Genomic DNA, 16,879 nt, shown 5'->3' on the forward strand with positions numbered 1-16,879 from the left:
GCTTAATCCTTTAGGTAGATACCCAAAGGACGTACCCTGATTCTTAGATAAAACAGCGCCAGTGTCTAGGTTTCTATGTGAAATAAATACTACGTTTTTACCAGTATGGGTAATTAACCGTCAAAATATCACTTAGAGACCATATATAAACTAATCATTTGTACCTTATTGCACTCCCTATACTCAACTGTCTAACGCGGCCTCACGGGCTAATGAAGGAATATCGGCAATATGAATAGTCGAAGTCGGAAACGCACAGGAGGCACCGTGTTTTTCGACAATTTTTAGGATAGTTAACAGAACGTCCTGTTTGATTTCGTGATATCTCACCCAATCTGTTGTTCTGGTAAAGGTATATATAAAGAAATCCAACGATGATGCAGCAAAACTATTGAAATTGACTATAAGGGTTCGATTAGAGTCAATTTCAGGATGCTGCTGTAACATTTCTTTAACATCCGCCACTATTGAAGCCATTGAATGGGCATCTTCATAACGGATGCCGATGGTCTCAAAGATCCTGCGATTGAGCATTCGCGAGGGGTTCTCCACAGAAATCTGAGTGAAGATGCTATTGGGAACATATACAGGGCGCATATCAAAGGTGCGGATGCGTGTCAGGCGCCAGCCAATATCCTCAACGGTACCCTCAATTTCCTTATCCGGAGAGCGTATCCAGTCGCCCACGGCAAATGGACGATCCAAGTAAATCATCAGCCCGCCAAAGAAGTTGGCCAACAGGTCCTTGGCTGCAAAACCCACTGCCAACCCACCAATGCCGCCAAACGCTAACACGCCACTGACGCTATAGCCAAGAAACTGCATGATGACTATGCCGGCAGTGATAGCGATGGAGGCCCGCACCAACTTTCCGATTGCCCGCACTGTAGTGGCATCCATCGGCTTGCCAATATAGCGAGGGTTACACAGGTTGTGCTCAGCACTATGGGAAAATCGCCAGGCAAACCAGGATAGAACCAGGATAAGCCCTATCTCCCGTATTGGTTCAGCCAGAGAGAAAATCTCAGCCCCGGTAGCCTGTCCTGCCCGCTGCGCGGCAACAGTCAATCCCACAAGCCAAACAAGCACTGGTCCAGGTGGTGACATGGCCCCAACAAGAGCATCATCCCACGGATTAACCGTCTTCTCGGCTCTTGCCGCTAATCGCTGTACAAAGCGCCCAAAGGCCCAGGCTCCCAAAGCTGAAGCCAGCACAATAAGGAAAACCCATACTATCCAAACCCGGTTCTCACCGAGCCAAGACATTAGAATGCTATCTACGGATTCCACGAATACCCCCTCCGCTCATCTAAATCTGAGCTCGACAATCTTTCTGATACTCCCAGATAATTTGGGCGGGCATCAAAATTTCGAGCCCTTAATGCATTATCGACGCCAACCAGCCACGGGTTCTATGCCAACGCGCACTCTTTTCAAGTTCCGACCAGGATGTTATCAAGGGCCTGCCACGCATAGCTTTCAAGCGCTCGCTGGATTCTCCCTGGGGTATGTAGTCCTGCAGGGCGGCCAGCGCCTCCAAGGCGCCGTCTCGGTTGTTACAAATAACCCCCATATCACATCCCGCCTCCAGCGCTGCACGAACTCTCCCTCCATAACCGCCTGCAGCACCAGCCCCCTCCATCGACAGGTCGTCACTAAAGATAACACCGCCAAAACCCAATCGCCCTCGCAAGATGTCTTGTAGCCAGTAACGGGAAAATCCGACCGGCTGACTGTCAATATTCACGAAACGAATATGTGCTGGCATTATTGCATCCAATTGAGAGGAGGCGATGCAGTCCACAAAAGGTAAGGCATCGGACTCCATTACCTGCTCCAGTGAACGCTTGTCTTCAGGAAGCTCTACATGGCTATCTTCTAGTACATGGCCATGACCAGGGAAATGCTTACCCGTTGTCGCCATGCCTGCTTCGTGCATTCCTCGCATAAATGGACGTGCGAATAGCTCCAAACGCTTGGGATCTGCACAAAAGCTGCGGTCGCCGATCACTCGGCTGTGTTGATCATCAGCATCCAATACCGGGGCGAAGCTGAAGTCCACCCCTACCGCCAGCAATTCAGTGGCCAAGAGCCAACCCACGTCCTGCAACTGCTCCTCGCTGGCCTTCGCTGCCAATACTTGCATAGATGGCAAACGGGTAAACTCGCAACGAAAGCGTTGAACCCTGCCCCCCTCCTGATCAACAGCTACTAAAATCTCAGGGCGCACAGCTCTAATATCCGCTATCAAGCCTTGCAGCTGCGCGCGATCCCGGTAATTACGTGCGAAGAAAATCAACCCGCCAACAAGGGGATGACGCAGAAGCTCGCAGTCCGCATCGGTAAGCTCTAATCCCTCAATATCAACCATGACCGGTCCCAAGGGTGCAGACATATTCTATTCCTCTGTTATCAGCCAATAAGAGCCACTTAAAACTAGATAGCCTCCACCTTCAACATTGCAGAGGCAGCCGGAACCAACCGCTCAAGGGTCTCCGGCAGGCTGCTCTGTGCACCAAAATCCTCTCTCAGGATAGCTTCTATGGCATCGTAACTCGACAGGGTGAAGATCGTAGCCCCCAGCATAAAGTACAGGCGCCAATAAAAGGTTACAGGGTCCACACCCGGTAAGGCCTCAGCCAACAAACCTGCAAAACGGCGATAACTATCCCCGTATCGAGACACTATAAAGCGACGTAAGTGCCCCTGGAACTGCGTATAAGCCAGCCCCAATAGGCGCATAAAACGCTGTGGATCGAGCCCTCTGTCACTCAAACCACCGAGGCCCACTCGATAGAGGCTCTCTAATAATCCCTCCACGTGCAGCTCTTGGCCGGTGGCGATACGACGATCTAACTCGGCCTCAAGGTCTTCGGTAAAGGGGGTCAAGAATCGCTCAAAAACCGCCTGGATCAACTCTTTCTTTGAACCAAAGTGATAGTTAACCGCAGCCAGGTTAACCCCTGCAGTACTCGTAATTGTGCGCAGGGAAGTCTCAGTAAAACCACGTTCTGCAAACAGGGCCTCGGCTGCATCCAGAATGCGGCTGACAGTATCCGTCTGGCTCATATCTCTCAAACCATCATTTAAAACAGTTGTTTAACTCTGGCCAGAGTAGCACATTCCATTGCTCAGCCAACGGCACTCATCTCCTTCATCAGCTGGAAGCGGTTACAGTGCTTCACCCTAAGTCACATTACCCAGGTATATAGAGGACGGCTCGGAAAAATATCGGAGGGCTTCTCGATTCATCCTATAGAGCAAAAAAGCCAGATCTGAGATTTTGATTTGCTGGAAGCACAAATACGGAGGTGCCTTCGCCTGTGACACTAGGCCCCAAATATATTCACTTTTCCTTGCCTTGAACCAACTGGGCTTCGGCAAGCCTCTTTAAGGCCACCCTGTCAATTTTTCCCGTTGGATTAATTGGCATATCCGCCAGAATTTCGACTACCTCCGGAGCCTTGTATCCAATACGTTTTTTTGCAAAACGAATAACTTCACTGACACTTGGCATAGGTACATTTTTTTTCAAGGTGATAAAAGCCCAAACGCTCTCCCCGTGCGTGTCATCACGAATACCGATTACGCCTGCTAGATTTACAGACGGATGCTCCATGAGAGCTTCCTCTACTTCCTGAGGCGATATATTTGAGCCATCGTGGACAATAATTTGCTTCTTTCGACCGCGAAACCAAAAACAACCATCAGAGTCGACACGCATAACATCGCCCGTATCAAACCAACCATCAGATAACGCCTCCCTATTTGCCTGGGGGTTTTTCCAGTAGCCAGTCATAACTGGCGACCCACGGAGCCAGAGATTGCCATCAACATTAGGTGCCACTTCTTGGCCTTTCTCATCGCGCAGGCTAGCAACGTAGCCTGGAGCAACAGTACCTACAGATCCAGATTTATCTGGTGAGAGCGATTGATTGAAAAGACAGTCGGGAGCTTCTGTCAGTCCATATCCTTCCTGGATCATATGGCCGGTTTTGTTGGTAAATTCTTTAGCAATATTTACTGGAAATTTATCTCCGCCGGTGAAGCACACTCGAAGAGATTCAAAATCTTCACGCCTGGCTCCCGGATTGCGTTCCATTGCAATAAATACTGCCGGAACCATAACCAAAATAGTTGGCCGGCTACTCCGCAATATCGACAGAATTTCCTCACCATCAAAACTTTGTGGAATAACTGTCTTCGCACCCACGGAGAGAGCTGCCAGGGCCGTTGAAAGCGACCCGACATGTGCGATTGAACCTCCAGGCAGAACGATATCGTCCCGAGTTAACTTCAGGGCAGCAACGAAACCAGCTACGATAGAACCAAAGGATAGCAAGCTGTGCACAACGGCTTTTGGCTTGCCAGTACTTCCAGATGTAAAAAATAAAAATGCAGGATCACTGATACTGGATACAGGAATTTCAGCAGGCTGCCCACCGGCATTGATTAGACCTTCATAACTTCTTGTATCTTCGAACACACCACCAAAGTAAAGAAACCCTTTTTTTAATTTACCAATAAATTTACTATCCTGAATATCCTCACTCCGCTCTGCATCTATAATTAGCGCAACTGCGCCACTCTTTTCAAGAGCGTAGTCAATCTCCAGAGTTGTGTACCTGTAGTTTAACGGGACAACCACCAGCCCCACTTTCAAGCATGCGAGGTAAAAAACGAGTATTTCACCCCGGTTAGGCATCAGGGTTGCGACCCGATCACTTTTGTGTAATCCCATTGTGATCAACCCCTTGGCCAGAGCATCAATATCCCTCTGCAACCCCCTCCAAGTCCATTCTCGACTTCCTGAAACTAATGCCTTTGTATCCGGCCTGCTATTCAGGGGCAGAGATAGCAGATCCCCCAAGTTCACAGGCCTCGACAATCGGGGGCCGAAAATTGGCACAATTCAATCTCCCAAAAAATAACCTTAAATAATCTAAGAAGCTGGAAGGAACTGAATAAAGAATAGACTCTATGGAAGTTCCAACGCTTTAAGAACTAACTTTGCACAATGAAAGAATTTGAATTATTGCAACTTCAACGAAAAGGCTACCGGGACCTTGCTTAAAGTAGCTACCATTTTTAGCAATATAAACGCAAAGAGGGTTTATCTCTTATCAAGAAAATTTGAATTGAGCTGACTAGACTACGAAACCCATTAGATCACTGGCCAACTCATTGTGGAGCTTTCAGTATCAGATGTTGGCATTTATAGAGTCGCGTTTGATCAGTCCCTGGTCCGCATATATTTCATAATCAGGTCCGCTGTCTCTTCGACGGTATCCACGATATGAAATAAATCCAGGTCACTGGCATCAATACAATTTCGTTCAAGTACTGTATCTACCAACCAGTTGTAGAGTCCTGCCCAATAGCGCTTACCCACAAGCACGATGGGGAAGCGACGGACCTTTTGTGTCTGCACCAATGTCAGCGCTTCAAACAGTTCATCCAGCGTTCCGTAGCCACCAGGCAAGCCCACAAAGCCTACTGCATGCTTAACAAACATAAATTTACGAACAAAGAAATAACGAAAATTTAAACTGATATCCTGGTATGGATTCGCCGCCTGCTCGAAAGGCAGCTCTATGTTTAACCCAATGGAGGTGCCTGGCTGATCGAAGGCTCCTCTATTACAGGCTTCCATAAGGCCGGGCCCTCCACCTGTAATCACGGGCACCCCCTCCGCAGCCAACAGCTCTCCCAGCTTTACCCCCTGTTGATATTCAGGGCTATCCTCGGTAAACCTCGCCCCTCCAAAAACTGTTACTGCTCCACTGAGCGCTACCAGGCGCTCTATTCCATCAACCAACTCGGACTGAATCCGCAGAACCCGCCATGCCTCTGGCATTTTCACATCTAACATTATTTTTTTCCCTCGTTGTCAGATCTTTCAACGATTACTCTCATTACTTGTTTTCATAAACAATGTAGCAGCTTATGAAGAGGCGGGTGTTAGGATTGCGTGAAGCTTAATTCTGTATATAATCCCAGCAACTGTATATAAATACAGAAAAGCTAGGTAAATCTATGACCAATCTCACCGCACGCCAGGCTCAGGTATTAGAGCTCATCAAAGCCTATCTCGATGATACTGGCTACCCTCCCACTCGAGCGGAAATCGCTCAGGAACTGGGGTTCCGCTCACCAAATGCAGCAGAAGAGCACCTGAAAGCACTGGCGCGAAAAGGGGCCATTGAGATGGTTGCCGGCGCCTCACGTGGAATTCGTATCCCCGATCACCAGTCGGGGCTTCCCATTATCGGGCGTGTAGCCGCAGGCAACCCAATTCTTGCTACAGAGCATATTGAGGATTACTGCGACCTTCCTGCCAGCTTCTTTCACCCCCCTGCAGACTTCCTATTGCGGGTTCATGGAATGAGTATGCGCGATGCGGGGATTCTGGATGGGGATTTGCTTGCAGTACAGAAAACTGAGCAAGTCAGGAATGGACAGATTGTCGTAGCGAGAATTGACGAGGAAGTAACTGTTAAGCGTTTCCGCCGCAAAGGTAATCAAGCGACTGTTCAACTGCTGCCAGAGAATGAAGACTTTGAAACTATCCAGGTGGATATGCGGGATAAGAACTTTGTGATCGAAGGCTTGGCAGTAGGCGTCATTCGTCAAACACCATAACCTGTATTAATCTCAAAGCTAAAACAACAACAGCGGCCAATGGCCGCTGTTGAATCATATCTCTATTAACCATTCAATCAATGGATAGTATGGTTAACCGGCATCGACTCATCTTCTTCTTCAAAGTAACCAGGCTCCAGATCATCCAAATTCTGTACAGTTTCTATACCTGCTTCCAGCATTGCACGCGCAACAGCCACTTTGTGTTTTCTCAGGAATTGTAGACTCTCAGCTGAGAAATGAATACTCACCAGAGGGTCCTCCTTGTGACCAGCACGACGCAATGCCACATCGCCATTGGCCAGCTCAATAATTTCGAAAGTTTCGGAGGACATTCGCTTTTCCTTCACTGCACATCAGTTTGCGCACAGTGTACCACAGGCAAATTAGAAGTATCAGGGGCCTAAAAGCCGAGAAACATGGTACGAAAGTACCTGCGACTAACACTCTTCCAGATTGGCCCGCTGCCTACGAATCAACTCAACCATAGATTTATGCCATTGCGTGAGCCCTTGAACGGTAATTGTTACCGGTTCCCGACCAACATTATGTATCGGTATCAAATTGGGCGCTTCGCGCTTAACCTCAGTATTTGACGGCAAAGACAATAGCAAAGTCCAGGCTTGCAGCAGCTGATTTAGCCAACTATCGGGCTGCTCATTCAATTGCTGTAACTCTTTCACCTCATTACTGGCCCTGCCCTGAGTCTCAAGGCTGTCAGCTATCATCTGAAGGGACTCCGGCTCAAAACCCAGCTGCAGCTGATGCGAAAGCTCAACAAGAAAAGCTCTGTATGCTTTCCAGAGCTGCAACACAACCGCCTCCTCAAGTGCGGCACTTTGCAGCGGTGACACATCACTGGTCAGCTGCAGTAACAGCTGGGCTTTGCGCAGAGCCGAGGCAACCTGCCCTGTAAACGGATTACTCATTTACTTTTTTGCAGCTATTTTTTTACGCACTGGCTTGCGCTTCGCTGTGGTAGCCTTACTGCCGGCCTCAACCTGCCAATTACCATCGCGGTAGAAGGCTCGCCACCCCGTTGCCTTGCCCTCCTCCTCAGACTGTACATACTGCTCTTGGGTCTTGCGGCTAAAACGAATTACTGTATCCCGTCCCTGATCATCCTCAACAGGAGCAGAGAACAGAAAAGTGTATTTAGGATCAATCTCACTCTTATGCGGGAGCAACTCCCTCACCAGTGGTGCGCGAGTTTCACGATTTTTAGGGAACTGGCTGGCAGCAAGGAACAAACCCGAAGCCCCATCACGCAGGATATAGTGATCCTCCACTTTTAAGCAGGCCAACTCTGGCATAGATACCGGATCCATTTTCGGGGGAGCCGGTTGGCCATTTTTCAAAAGCTTACGGGTATTCTTACAAGCTTCATTGGTACAACCGAAGTATTTTCCAAAGCGACCGGACTTTAGCTGCATATCACTGCCGCATTTATCACACTCGATAATTGGGCCATCATAACCCTTGATTTTGAAAGTTCCCTGCTCCACTTCATAGCCACTGCAATCCGGATTGTTACCACAGATATGCAGCTTGCGGTGTTCATCGACAAGGTAACTATCCATCGCTGTACCACATATGGCACAACGGCGCTTCTCACGCAGCAGCCGGGATTCTGCTTCTTCATCTTTATCTGCATCCACCGCTTCATCACCAGAAACCAGATTCATGGTATTGGTGCAACGCTCCTTGGGTGGTAAAGCATAACCGGAGCACCCCAGGAAAACTCCTGTGGAGCCGGTTCGAATCTGCATATGGCGGCCGCACTTTGAGCACTCAATGTCCGTATCTGTCGGGGTATTGCGGCGCATGCCCTCGTCAGTTGACTGTGCCTTCTCAAGGCGCGAGGAAAAGTCCTGATAAAACTCATCAAGTAACTGTTTCCAACCCTTATCTCCATCGGCCACCGCATCCAAGGATTCCTCAAGATTCGCGGTAAACCCATAATCCATCAGGTTCTTGAAGCTCTCACTAAGGCGATCGGTAACGATATCGCCCATTTTTTCTGCATAAAAGCGACGGTTCTCCAACCGTACATATCCGCGATCCTGGATGGTGGAGATAATCGAAGCATACGTAGAGGGGCGGCCAATACCACGTTTTTCCAGCTCTTTTACCAGGGCTGCTTCGCTGAAACGGGCTGGAGGCTTGGTGAAGTGCTGTTTCGGGTCCAGCTTTTCCAAAGCCAACTTATCCCCGACCTTCACATCCGGCAACACAAGGTCTTCGTCTTTTTTGCCAGCGGGAGGAGCCACTTTAAGGAAGCCATCAAAGCGAATAACACGGCCTCGTGCGCGAAGCTCAAACTCCCCTGCTGTCACCACTATCGAGGTGGAGGTAAATTGAGCGGGTGTCATCTGGCAAGCAACAAACTGTTGCCAAATCAGGTTATAGAGTCGCTCCGCATCCCGTTCAGCTCCGGAAAGCATATTTGGCGCAATACGAACATCAGATGGACGAATTGCCTCGTGAGCTTCCTGGGCACCTTCCTTGCTGCTGTAGCTGTTCGGTGTGTCAGGAAGATACTTACCACCGTAATTTTCACCAATATATTCACGCGCCGATTCAACCGCCTCCTTACTGAGGTTGGTTGAATCAGTACGCATATAGGTGATGTGGCCGGCTTCATACAAGCGTTGGGCCAAGGTCATGGTCTTTTTGACACTAAAGCCCAGGCGATTACTCGCAGCCTGCTGCAGTGTCGAAGTAATAAAGGGAGCGCCAGGCTTGGAACTGGTTGGCTTATCATCACGACCACTGACTACAAACTCACTGGATTGCAGCTTCTGCGCAGCACTACTGGCATCAGTCTCGTTAGTGGGACGGAATACCTCGCCAGTCTGTTTTTTTACTTCAAGGCGCAGCTTGTTTGCTTTATGTGTCGCCGTATCTGCAAATAGGGTCCAATACTCTTCAGGAATAAATGCACGAATTTCACGTTCACGCTCAACTACCAAGCGCACAGCAACAGACTGTACGCGTCCAGCGGAGAGCCCCCGCGCTACCTTTTCCCAAAGCAGGGGCGACACCATATACCCAACTATACGATCGAGAAAGCGGCGAGCTTGCTGGGCATTAACCCGGTTGATATTTAAACGCCCAGGGTCTTTAAAAGCCTCCTGGATTGCCGACTTGGTAATCTCATTAAAAACTACACGTCGGTAGCGATCATCATTGCCGCCTATCGCCTCGCGCAAATGCCAGGCAATAGCCTCCCCTTCGCGATCCAAATCCGTCGCGAGGTAGATGTGGTCGGCACTCTCAGCAAGCTTCTGCAGCTCACTTACGACTTTTTCTTTGCCCGGTAGAATCTCATAGTGCGCCTGCCAACCGTGATCGGGATCGATGCCCATACGCTTGATAAGCTGCTCGCGGTTTTTCTTGCGCTTGTAAGCTTCCTTTGCCTCAGGGGAGAGCTTGCGAGTTTCAGCTGCACGCCGAGCACGCTCCTTCGCGTCTACGGGTTGCTTGTTACCCCCACCGGTTGGCAAATCGCGAATATGACCGACACTGGACTTCACAACGAAGTCCTTACCGAGGTATTTGTTGATCGTTTTCGCTTTGGCCGGTGATTCGACGATGACCAGTGATTTACCCATAAGCCTTTGATTTCAAATGAAAATTTTACTGCTATCCGAAGCCTTTCAGGTCCCTTCATCGGACCTGTGCTGCGCGAATATATAAGCCTCACTTCCTGCGGGGTCAAGCAAAGCTGACAATTTTCCGTACCAAGTCAGGATTAATTGCCCCTCAAAACCACTTGTGAGAGTGCCTTCCGACGCCAAATTTCGGCAGCCGTACCCCCCTTGAAGACCTAGTCTTCCGGGAGTTTTATCTGGCTCACTTTACGTATTGCTTCTTCTATATGGGGGGTGTATTCCGCCAAAGAGGTAGAGAGCTTTTCAAAGGCTTTATCACCTCCATTTTCACTCCACTGCACCCCCAATCCGATATCTGTAGCAATAACTGCATAGCTTCCGGAGGGTATCGCGTCGAGTAATTTGTGCAGATATTTCCATGCCGCCTTGGGTGCAGCACGACCATTACTCCAATCCCAACTCCCGGCAAAGTTCAGCTCATGCTCCACCCGCTGGCGCTGGAGGGTCCAACCAATTTGCAACCTCTTGCGGTCATTCCACCGGTAGTAATAAACCGCAGCAGTGCCTTTATCAAGCGCGGGGGGAAGTGCCTGGATCTGCACTGTAATCCCCTTCTGCGCCGCTCGACCGCGCAGATCAGCCAAGCGGGAGTCACGTTGATTGGGTTTTAGCCACATCACCGGCCCCAATACCAGCGCGATGGCAAAGCCAATAATAATCACCGGCAACCACTGGGACATAACGGCTCCTTAGAGGTAGAAATAAATGACTATTGTGCGGTGCCTTGTGTGATCTATGTCAATCAGTTTTTTTTACGGTAGACTGAAAATGTCTGTCGAAAAGTGCACCCAAAGAGCACGTATAAGGGACAGGAGTAAAAATTATGGCGAAATACCAACAAATTTTGGTTGGACTGGACCTCTCGGAGGAATCCTCCCAAGTACTGGATAAGGCCGCCGCACTGGCCGGAGCATTTGGAGCTGAGCTCAGTTTGGTTCATGCCATTGAGCCGCTGACTTTTGCCTATGGCGGGGATATCCCCATGGACCTGTCTGAAGTTCAGGACCAACTTCAAAGCCAAGCCAAGGAACAGCTACAAAAAGCCGCACAACCGCTCAACATTCCCCCCGAAAGACAGCATGTGATCCTGGGACAACCCTCGACTGAAATTCACCGCCTAGCCAAAGACCTGGAAGCAGACTTGATTATTATCGGCAGCCACGGCCGCCATGGGCTAGCACTCTTACTTGGCTCAACCGCTAACGGGGTTTTGCATGGTGCCAAGTGCGATGTGCTGGCTGTAAGAGTGCATATAGATGACGAGTAATTAAATAATGGGCTGTATCAAAAACAGCCCATTCCCTCGCTTATTCTTCACCACCTTCAAGTTCAGACCAACGCTCAAAAGCAGCTTCCAGCTCCGATTGCTTCTCTGCGAGCAAGTTGAGGCGCGCCTGAACCAGGGTTTGCTCCTGTTGATAAAATTGAGGTTCGGCCACCTCCATCTCAATAGCGCTAATTTCATCTTCAAGCTGGTCAATCAGAGCGGGCAGGCTATCCAACTCCCGTTGTAATTTATAACTCAGCTTCTTTTTCTTTGCTGGCGCCTTTTCCCTTACTGCAGACTTCGAGTCGGTCTCTACTGGCTTTGTCTCTTGTTTATCTACTTTTGCATCCGCCGCAAAATTGCCTCCCTGACGAATAAAATCTCCATAGCCACCCACATATTCACAAATTCGCCCATCACCTTCAAAAGCCAGGCAGGAATTCACCACATTATCCAGGAAAGCACGATCATGGCTCACCAGTAACACGGTACCACTGAACTCCAGCAACAACTTCTCCAGCAGCTCCAGGGTTTCTACATCCAAATCATTGGTAGGCTCATCAAGTACCAAGATATTGGCAGGCTGACTAAACAATTTTGCAAGAAGGGCTCGATTACGCTCTCCTCCACTTAAAGCGCCAACCTTTGTTCTGGCCTTAACTCCACTAAAGAGAAAATCCGACAAATAGGACATAACGTGACGACTTTTGCCGCCAACAGTTACGGAGTCCCGCCCCTCAGCAATGTTATCCAATACCGTAAGTTCAGGGTTGAGCTGATCACGGCGCTGATCAAAGTAAGCCACCTGCTGCTTGGTACCCAGGCGTACATGACCGGATTGCGGTTTCAAATCCCCTAGCAACACGCGAATCAAGGTACTCTTGCCGACACCATTGGGGCCGATCAAGCCGACTTTATCACCCCTCAACAGGGTGAAGGAGAGATCCTGAATCAGGGAGGGCTCACCTGGGTAAGCAAAGGAAACATCAGTTAACTCCGCCACCAGCTTGCCGGACATCTCCCCACTATCCAGGGACATCCGGGCAATACCCTGCTGGCTCCGGCGCGCCTCTCGTTGACGCCTCAGTGCTTGCAGAGCACGGACACGCCCCTCATTACGGGTTCGACGCGCCTTGATACCCTGGCGAATCCAAGCTTCCTCTTGAGCAAGCTTCTTGTCGAACAGGGCATCGTTTCTCGCTTCCTCTTCCAGAAGCTTCTCCTTTTCTTCCTGGTATCGCTCAAACTGACAGCGAAATACACGAAGATGACCACGGTCCAGATCCCATACTGCACTGGAAAGCCTCTGCGCCAGCGCCCGATCATGGCTGACGAAAAGCAGGGCGCCTCGATAGTTGGCCAGGAATCCTTCAAGCCACTCCACCGCAGCAATATCCAGATGGTTAGTGGGTTCATCCAAAATCAGTAAATCGGGTTCAGTCACCAGTGCTCGGGCCAGGGCAGCACGACGCTGCCACCCCCCCGAGAGGTCTGCTACCCGCTCATCTGCTGAAAGGCCCAAACGATCCAGGACACTGTCAATACGTGGTAATAGGTCCCATCCGTGGCCAGCTTCTATGCGCCCTTGCAATTCAGCAGTGGGGGTATCACGATAATCAGCCAACACTGTACCTATTCCACCCAACCCCTTAGCAACATAGCTGTAAACGGAGTCAGTACAGCCCACCGGCAACTCCTGCTCCAATGTCGCCATTACCATACCGCTAGCCCGGACGATTTCTCCGCCATCAGGGTCCACCTGCCCCGCTATCAATCGTAACAGGCTAGACTTTCCCTCCCCATTTCGGCCCACTAAACAAATGCGATCACCTCGCTCAATTTTTGCACTGACGTTGTCGGCAAGTACTTGGGTCCCATAGCGGAGACTAACCCCATCCAAAAGAAGCAACATAATTAGGCACTACAATTAACAAACCCGGAAAATGGATCCGCAAGATGAAATACGCGAAACTGTTATTACGGGTCCTGTGGAAAATCCGCTATTTTACGCTTTTTTACCGAGCCGTCTCGCAAACTTGCAAGGGCGCAAATTTTAACAGGGTAACTTTGATGACAGCCGACACAAAGCAATTGACCCTACTCATCTCACTTTTACTTGTTTGGAGCTGCCTTGCTATTCCAGTATCTGCTTTGACCGAAGTCCGTGAACAGGGGCGGGAGAAGGGATCAACTGAGCTACCGGTGGTCATTGCCAACCAGCGTGAGAAGCTGCGTAGCGCCCGGCTTGCGATCAAGCACAACAACCAGCATCAGCTACGAGAGTTGAAAAACCAACTAAAAAACTATCCGCTGGCTCCGTATCTTGAATATTGGGCCATCAGCAGAAAGTTACGCCAACTGCCCTTAAAAGAAATTGACCAATTTCTGACCGAAAATGAAAGCAGCGCTATAGGTGACTGGATGCGGGTCAGGCTACTTAAAGAGCTTGGCAAACAACGCAAATTTGACACTTTCTTAAACTACTACGAACCTGAGAAAAATAATCGCGCCAGTCTGCGCTGTTATTACGCCGATGCTCTAAGCCGTAACGGCAGCAAGGAAGAGGCCTACCGTCTTGTAGGAGAACTTTGGCTGGTTGGGTACTCCCAAGCTAAGGAGTGTGACCCAGTCTTTACCCGCTGGATACGAGATGGAGGCCTCACTCAGGATATGGCCTGGAAACGCCACCTACTCGCGATTAAAGAGGGGAACTTGCCGCTTGCAGCCTATATCTCCAGGAAGATGGAGAATTCCTATAGCCGCAAAGCAGCGCTATTACGCGAAGTGCACAAGTCCCCCAAACAATTGCTCAACTATTCCAAATTTCTAGGCAACCCAAAGCAAAATAAAGATATTATCCTGCACGGTTTACTCATGTTGGCCCGCAAAGATGCAGCAAGCGCTGAACAAGCTTGGCAGCGCTACAGTGCCAGCCTTCTGTTCAGTGATGCGGAACAGAATGACATGCTCCGTCACTTGGCGCGTCAATATGCACGTCAAGAGGATATGCCCGGCCTGTTACGCCTGACAAAAAGACACACGATCAACGATAATCGCTCTATCGAGTGGCTAGCGCGGCAGTCGCTACGGGAGCTGGACTGGGAACAAGTCGCATTCTGGATCGACAGACTACCTCAAGAAACTCAACAGCATGACCGCTGGCTCTACTGGAAAGCCCGCTCATTGGATGAGCTCTATGGCAAAGAGCGATCAGAGGCTTCCTCAGTCCTATACCGCAAAGCCGCGCGGGAACGCAGTTATTATGGTTTTCTCGCCGCCGATGCTCTGGGACAGAATTACAGCTTCGTTCACCGTCCCGCCCCAATCACACCAGTGCAAGTAAAAGAGATGGCTAATCGCCCCGGCCTACAGCGTGCCCGCGAGTTACAAGCTATTGGTGAACTCTTTCACGCGCGCAGGGAGTGGAGTTATGCCACTAGAGCCATGAGTCATGAAGAGCTACTTGCAGCCGGCAAGGTCGCCAGTGCCTGGGGCTGGTATCACAAATCCATACAGTCAGTACTCGCGGCCGACTACTTAGATGACCTGGAATTGCGCTTCCCCCTGGCCTTTGCGGATATAGTGCGCGATGTCAGTGCCCAGATTGGTCAACAAAGCACGCCACTTGAGCCTTACATGATCTATGCAGTTGCACGCCAGGAAAGCCATTTTAGCCACGATGCAAAATCCAATTCCGGCGCCCTGGGACTAATGCAGTTACTCCCCTCCACCGCCCGTGCCACAGCACGGCGTGCCGGAGTGCGTTACCGTCGCAGTTGGGATTTACTGAGCCCCAGTACCAATATTGCTTTGGGTAGTTTTTACCTGAGCACCTTGCTCAACCGATTTGATAATAATCGATTCCTCGCTGCCGCTGCCTATAATGCGGGACCAACCCGGGTAGCGAAATGGCTGAAAGAAACCCGCAAACGCCTGCCTCACGATGTCTGGATTGAAACTATCCCCTACAGTGAAACGCGCAACTACGTACAAAATGTACTGGCTTATACGGTAATTTACGCTTATCGCAGCGGTACCAAATTGCAACTACTCAGGGAGAACGAGTCCCGGACCAAACTCTGATTAAATTAAGCGTTGCGCTAGCCACTCATCCAGTTGAGACTGGCTGAATGGCCAAGCGCGTACATCATCAGGGTTGCCAAGGCCAACGACTGGAATTGACAAACGAAATCGCTCAAAGAGTTCATCATCATCGGCGATATCAACCTCCTTCAGTCGCAACCCATACTGTTTAAGCAAAGGCCAAATTTCCAACTTGGCCTTTTCGCACAAGGTGCAACCAAGGGTGGTATAAAGCATCAACTCAGCAGATGCACTCATCAGATAACCCCCTGGGTATTCGCCCAATAATAAGCAGCCGCACTCGCTACCGATAATAAAATCAGGCCCAAAAATCGAATACCTGGCCTGCGATCGGTCTCATTACTTATGGGAATATCTTGCAGTTCACCGCCCGGAGTAACAAAAGAGGGCTGGGTAACATCTACAGCCTCCGAACCGCCAGAGGGCATTGCAACAGGCTTCATGATCTCCAACTCCGGGAGGGCCGGACGCACTGCAGTCCGATCAATATCATCTGTGGGCCCTACTACAGAAAAACTGAGGGTATCAAAGCGCAGATCATCGCCTCTGCGCACACGACACTCTGTGATTCTTCGGTTGTTAACATAAGTCCCATTCGCCGAACCAAGGTCGACAACAAACAGTAACCCCTCCCGCACTTCCAAACGAGCGTGGCGACGTGATAAATGGGATAGTGAAAAGGCGATATCGCACTCATCCGAGCGGCCAATAACCGAGCTGTCTTTCACCGGGAAAACCTTACCGGCAATAGCTCGGTGATTCGCCCGCAATGCCCAGGCCACATTTTTAGCCCCAGCAGATTTAAGCTTAGTCACTTTGGGGTCAATAATTTTAAGTATACGGGTACCAACTGTGATTTGATCATCAAGTTTTAACCGGCAAGCAGCCTCTATAGGTTTGCCGTTGACCAGAACCCGGGAGCCTCCAGAAGTGTTGCCGAGAGTTAATTGCTCTCCCTTTACCACGATTTTCAAGTGCAGCTTCGCTACGGAGTCGTCAGCAATAGAAAAGTCACAGCCTTGATCACGTCCTACAGTTACTCCAGGTGAAACCAGCCAAACACTCTGGCTCGGGTCTTTTACATCACAAAGTTTGAGCATTGTTATCGCTCCTCAGCCCGAAATAGACATTAAAAAATAGGCGCTATCCCAGTAAAATTGCTTTAAAACGAGGCACTGTAAGCAACTGTAAT

The 16,879-nt window shown here is 49.8% G+C and carries 15 protein-coding genes; 3 read left to right on the forward strand and 12 right to left on the reverse strand.

Annotation, left to right across the window (positions count from 1 at the left end; all coding sequences use genetic code 11):
* Positions 1 to 183: 183 nt before the first annotated feature.
* The 5 genes from ABWV76_RS14680 to ABWV76_RS14700 form a co-directional block, all read right to left on the reverse strand.
* Positions 184 to 1,266: a mechanosensitive ion channel family protein gene (locus ABWV76_RS14680; protein WP_020413095.1), complete on the reverse strand. Its 1,083-nt coding sequence runs from the start codon at positions 1,264 to 1,266 to the stop codon at positions 184 to 186.
* A 112-nt stretch (positions 1,267 to 1,378) separates the two neighbouring features.
* Entirely contained in the window at positions 1,379 to 2,395 is a 1,017-nt protein-coding gene (gene nagZ / locus ABWV76_RS14685) for a beta-N-acetylhexosaminidase (protein WP_020413096.1), read from the reverse strand.
* A 41-nt stretch (positions 2,396 to 2,436) separates the two neighbouring features.
* Positions 2,437 to 3,069 (reverse strand): TetR/AcrR family transcriptional regulator, encoded by a 633-nt coding sequence (locus ABWV76_RS14690; RefSeq protein ID WP_020413097.1) that lies wholly within the window; start codon positions 3,067 to 3,069, stop codon positions 2,437 to 2,439.
* A gap of 277 nt (positions 3,070 to 3,346) precedes the next feature.
* Positions 3,347 to 4,909 (reverse strand): class I adenylate-forming enzyme family protein, encoded by a 1,563-nt coding sequence (locus tag ABWV76_RS14695; RefSeq protein ID WP_353376397.1) that lies wholly within the window; start codon positions 4,907 to 4,909, stop codon positions 3,347 to 3,349.
* A 324-nt stretch (positions 4,910 to 5,233) separates the two neighbouring features.
* Complete coding sequence (locus ABWV76_RS14700; RefSeq protein WP_020413099.1) at positions 5,234 to 5,872, reverse strand: LOG family protein; 639 nt, start codon at positions 5,870 to 5,872, stop codon at positions 5,234 to 5,236.
* Positions 5,873 to 6,036: 164 nt separating this feature from the next.
* Here ABWV76_RS14700 and lexA point away from each other — a divergent pair, with 164 nt between their 5' ends.
* Positions 6,037 to 6,642: a transcriptional repressor LexA gene (gene lexA / locus ABWV76_RS14705; RefSeq protein WP_026305064.1), complete on the forward strand. Its 606-nt coding sequence runs from the start codon at positions 6,037 to 6,039 to the stop codon at positions 6,640 to 6,642.
* 77 nt (positions 6,643 to 6,719) lie between these two features.
* On the opposite strand, the gene ABWV76_RS14710 is transcribed toward lexA, so the two are convergent.
* From ABWV76_RS14710 to ABWV76_RS14725, 4 genes are all read right to left on the reverse strand, one after another.
* Complete coding sequence (locus tag ABWV76_RS14710; RefSeq protein ID WP_020413100.1) at positions 6,720 to 6,977, reverse strand: hypothetical protein; 258 nt, start codon at positions 6,975 to 6,977, stop codon at positions 6,720 to 6,722.
* Between the two features lie 105 nt (positions 6,978 to 7,082).
* Positions 7,083 to 7,571 carry a DUF6586 family protein gene (locus tag ABWV76_RS14715; RefSeq protein WP_020413101.1) on the reverse strand — a complete coding sequence of 163 codons (489 nt, stop codon included), beginning with the start codon at positions 7,569 to 7,571 and terminating at the stop codon, positions 7,083 to 7,085.
* Positions 7,572 to 10,256 (reverse strand): type I DNA topoisomerase, encoded by a 2,685-nt coding sequence (gene topA / locus ABWV76_RS14720; protein ID WP_353376398.1) that lies wholly within the window; start codon positions 10,254 to 10,256, stop codon positions 7,572 to 7,574.
* 215 nt (positions 10,257 to 10,471) lie between these two features.
* Positions 10,472 to 10,996: a hypothetical protein gene (locus tag ABWV76_RS14725; RefSeq protein WP_020413103.1), complete on the reverse strand. Its 525-nt coding sequence runs from the start codon at positions 10,994 to 10,996 to the stop codon at positions 10,472 to 10,474.
* A 143-nt stretch (positions 10,997 to 11,139) separates the two neighbouring features.
* Between ABWV76_RS14725 and ABWV76_RS14730 the strand changes: the two genes are divergently transcribed.
* The gene (locus ABWV76_RS14730) at positions 11,140 to 11,583 is read left to right on the forward strand and encodes a universal stress protein (protein ID WP_353376399.1); all 444 of its coding nucleotides are present in this window, start codon (positions 11,140 to 11,142) and stop codon (positions 11,581 to 11,583) included.
* A gap of 40 nt (positions 11,584 to 11,623) precedes the next feature.
* Here the strand turns inward: ABWV76_RS14730 and ABWV76_RS14735 are convergent, their stop codons facing one another.
* A complete protein-coding gene (locus tag ABWV76_RS14735) occupies positions 11,624 to 13,495 on the reverse strand; it encodes an ATP-binding cassette domain-containing protein (RefSeq protein WP_020413105.1) in 1,872 nt (623 codons plus the stop codon).
* A gap of 158 nt (positions 13,496 to 13,653) precedes the next feature.
* Between ABWV76_RS14735 and ABWV76_RS14740 the strand changes: the two genes are divergently transcribed.
* Positions 13,654 to 15,666 (forward strand): transglycosylase SLT domain-containing protein, encoded by a 2,013-nt coding sequence (locus tag ABWV76_RS14740; protein WP_353376400.1) that lies wholly within the window; start codon positions 13,654 to 13,656, stop codon positions 15,664 to 15,666.
* Here ABWV76_RS14740 and ABWV76_RS14745 read toward each other — a convergent pair whose 3' ends face one another.
* Both ABWV76_RS14745 and ABWV76_RS14750 read right to left on the reverse strand, forming a co-directional pair.
* Positions 15,667 to 15,924, reverse strand: a complete 258-nt coding sequence (locus ABWV76_RS14745) for a glutaredoxin family protein (protein ID WP_020413107.1) — start codon at positions 15,922 to 15,924, stop codon at positions 15,667 to 15,669.
* On the reverse strand, positions 15,924 to 16,787 hold the full coding sequence (locus ABWV76_RS14750) for an FHA domain-containing protein (protein WP_020413108.1): 864 nt from the start codon (positions 16,785 to 16,787) through the stop codon (positions 15,924 to 15,926). The genes ABWV76_RS14745 and ABWV76_RS14750 overlap by 1 nt, the downstream gene beginning before the upstream one ends.
* Between the last annotated feature and the right edge of the window lie 92 nt (positions 16,788 to 16,879).

It is taken from the genome of Microbulbifer sp. NBRC 101763 (assembly GCF_040371615.1).
Lineage (GTDB): Bacteria > Pseudomonadota > Gammaproteobacteria > Pseudomonadales > Cellvibrionaceae > Microbulbifer > Microbulbifer variabilis.

Coding starts and splice junctions, on each gene's coding strand:
- ABWV76_RS14680 (WP_020413095.1), bottom strand. CDS start 1,266: ATGTCTTGGCTCGGTGAGAACCGGGTTTGGATAGTATGGGTTTTCCTT.
- nagZ (WP_020413096.1), bottom strand. CDS start 2,395: ATGTCTGCACCCTTGGGACCGGTCATGGTTGATATTGAGGGATTAGAG.
- ABWV76_RS14690 (WP_020413097.1), bottom strand. CDS start 3,069: ATGAGCCAGACGGATACTGTCAGCCGCATTCTGGATGCAGCCGAGGCC.
- ABWV76_RS14700 (WP_020413099.1), bottom strand. CDS start 5,872: ATGTTAGATGTGAAAATGCCAGAGGCATGGCGGGTTCTGCGGATTCAG.
- lexA (WP_026305064.1), top strand. CDS start 6,037: ATGACCAATCTCACCGCACGCCAGGCTCAGGTATTAGAGCTCATCAAA.
- ABWV76_RS14710 (WP_020413100.1), bottom strand. CDS start 6,977: ATGTCCTCCGAAACTTTCGAAATTATTGAGCTGGCCAATGGCGATGTG.
- ABWV76_RS14715 (WP_020413101.1), bottom strand. CDS start 7,571: ATGAGTAATCCGTTTACAGGGCAGGTTGCCTCGGCTCTGCGCAAAGCC.
- topA (WP_353376398.1), bottom strand. CDS start 10,256: ATGGGTAAATCACTGGTCATCGTCGAATCACCGGCCAAAGCGAAAACG.
- ABWV76_RS14725 (WP_020413103.1), bottom strand. CDS start 10,996: ATGTCCCAGTGGTTGCCGGTGATTATTATTGGCTTTGCCATCGCGCTG.
- ABWV76_RS14730 (WP_353376399.1), top strand. CDS start 11,140: ATGGCGAAATACCAACAAATTTTGGTTGGACTGGACCTCTCGGAGGAA.
- ABWV76_RS14735 (WP_020413105.1), bottom strand. CDS start 13,495: ATGTTGCTTCTTTTGGATGGGGTTAGTCTCCGCTATGGGACCCAAGTA.
- ABWV76_RS14740 (WP_353376400.1), top strand. CDS start 13,654: ATGACAGCCGACACAAAGCAATTGACCCTACTCATCTCACTTTTACTT.
- ABWV76_RS14745 (WP_020413107.1), bottom strand. CDS start 15,924: ATGAGTGCATCTGCTGAGTTGATGCTTTATACCACCCTTGGTTGCACC.
- ABWV76_RS14750 (WP_020413108.1), bottom strand. CDS start 16,787: ATGCTCAAACTTTGTGATGTAAAAGACCCGAGCCAGAGTGTTTGGCTG.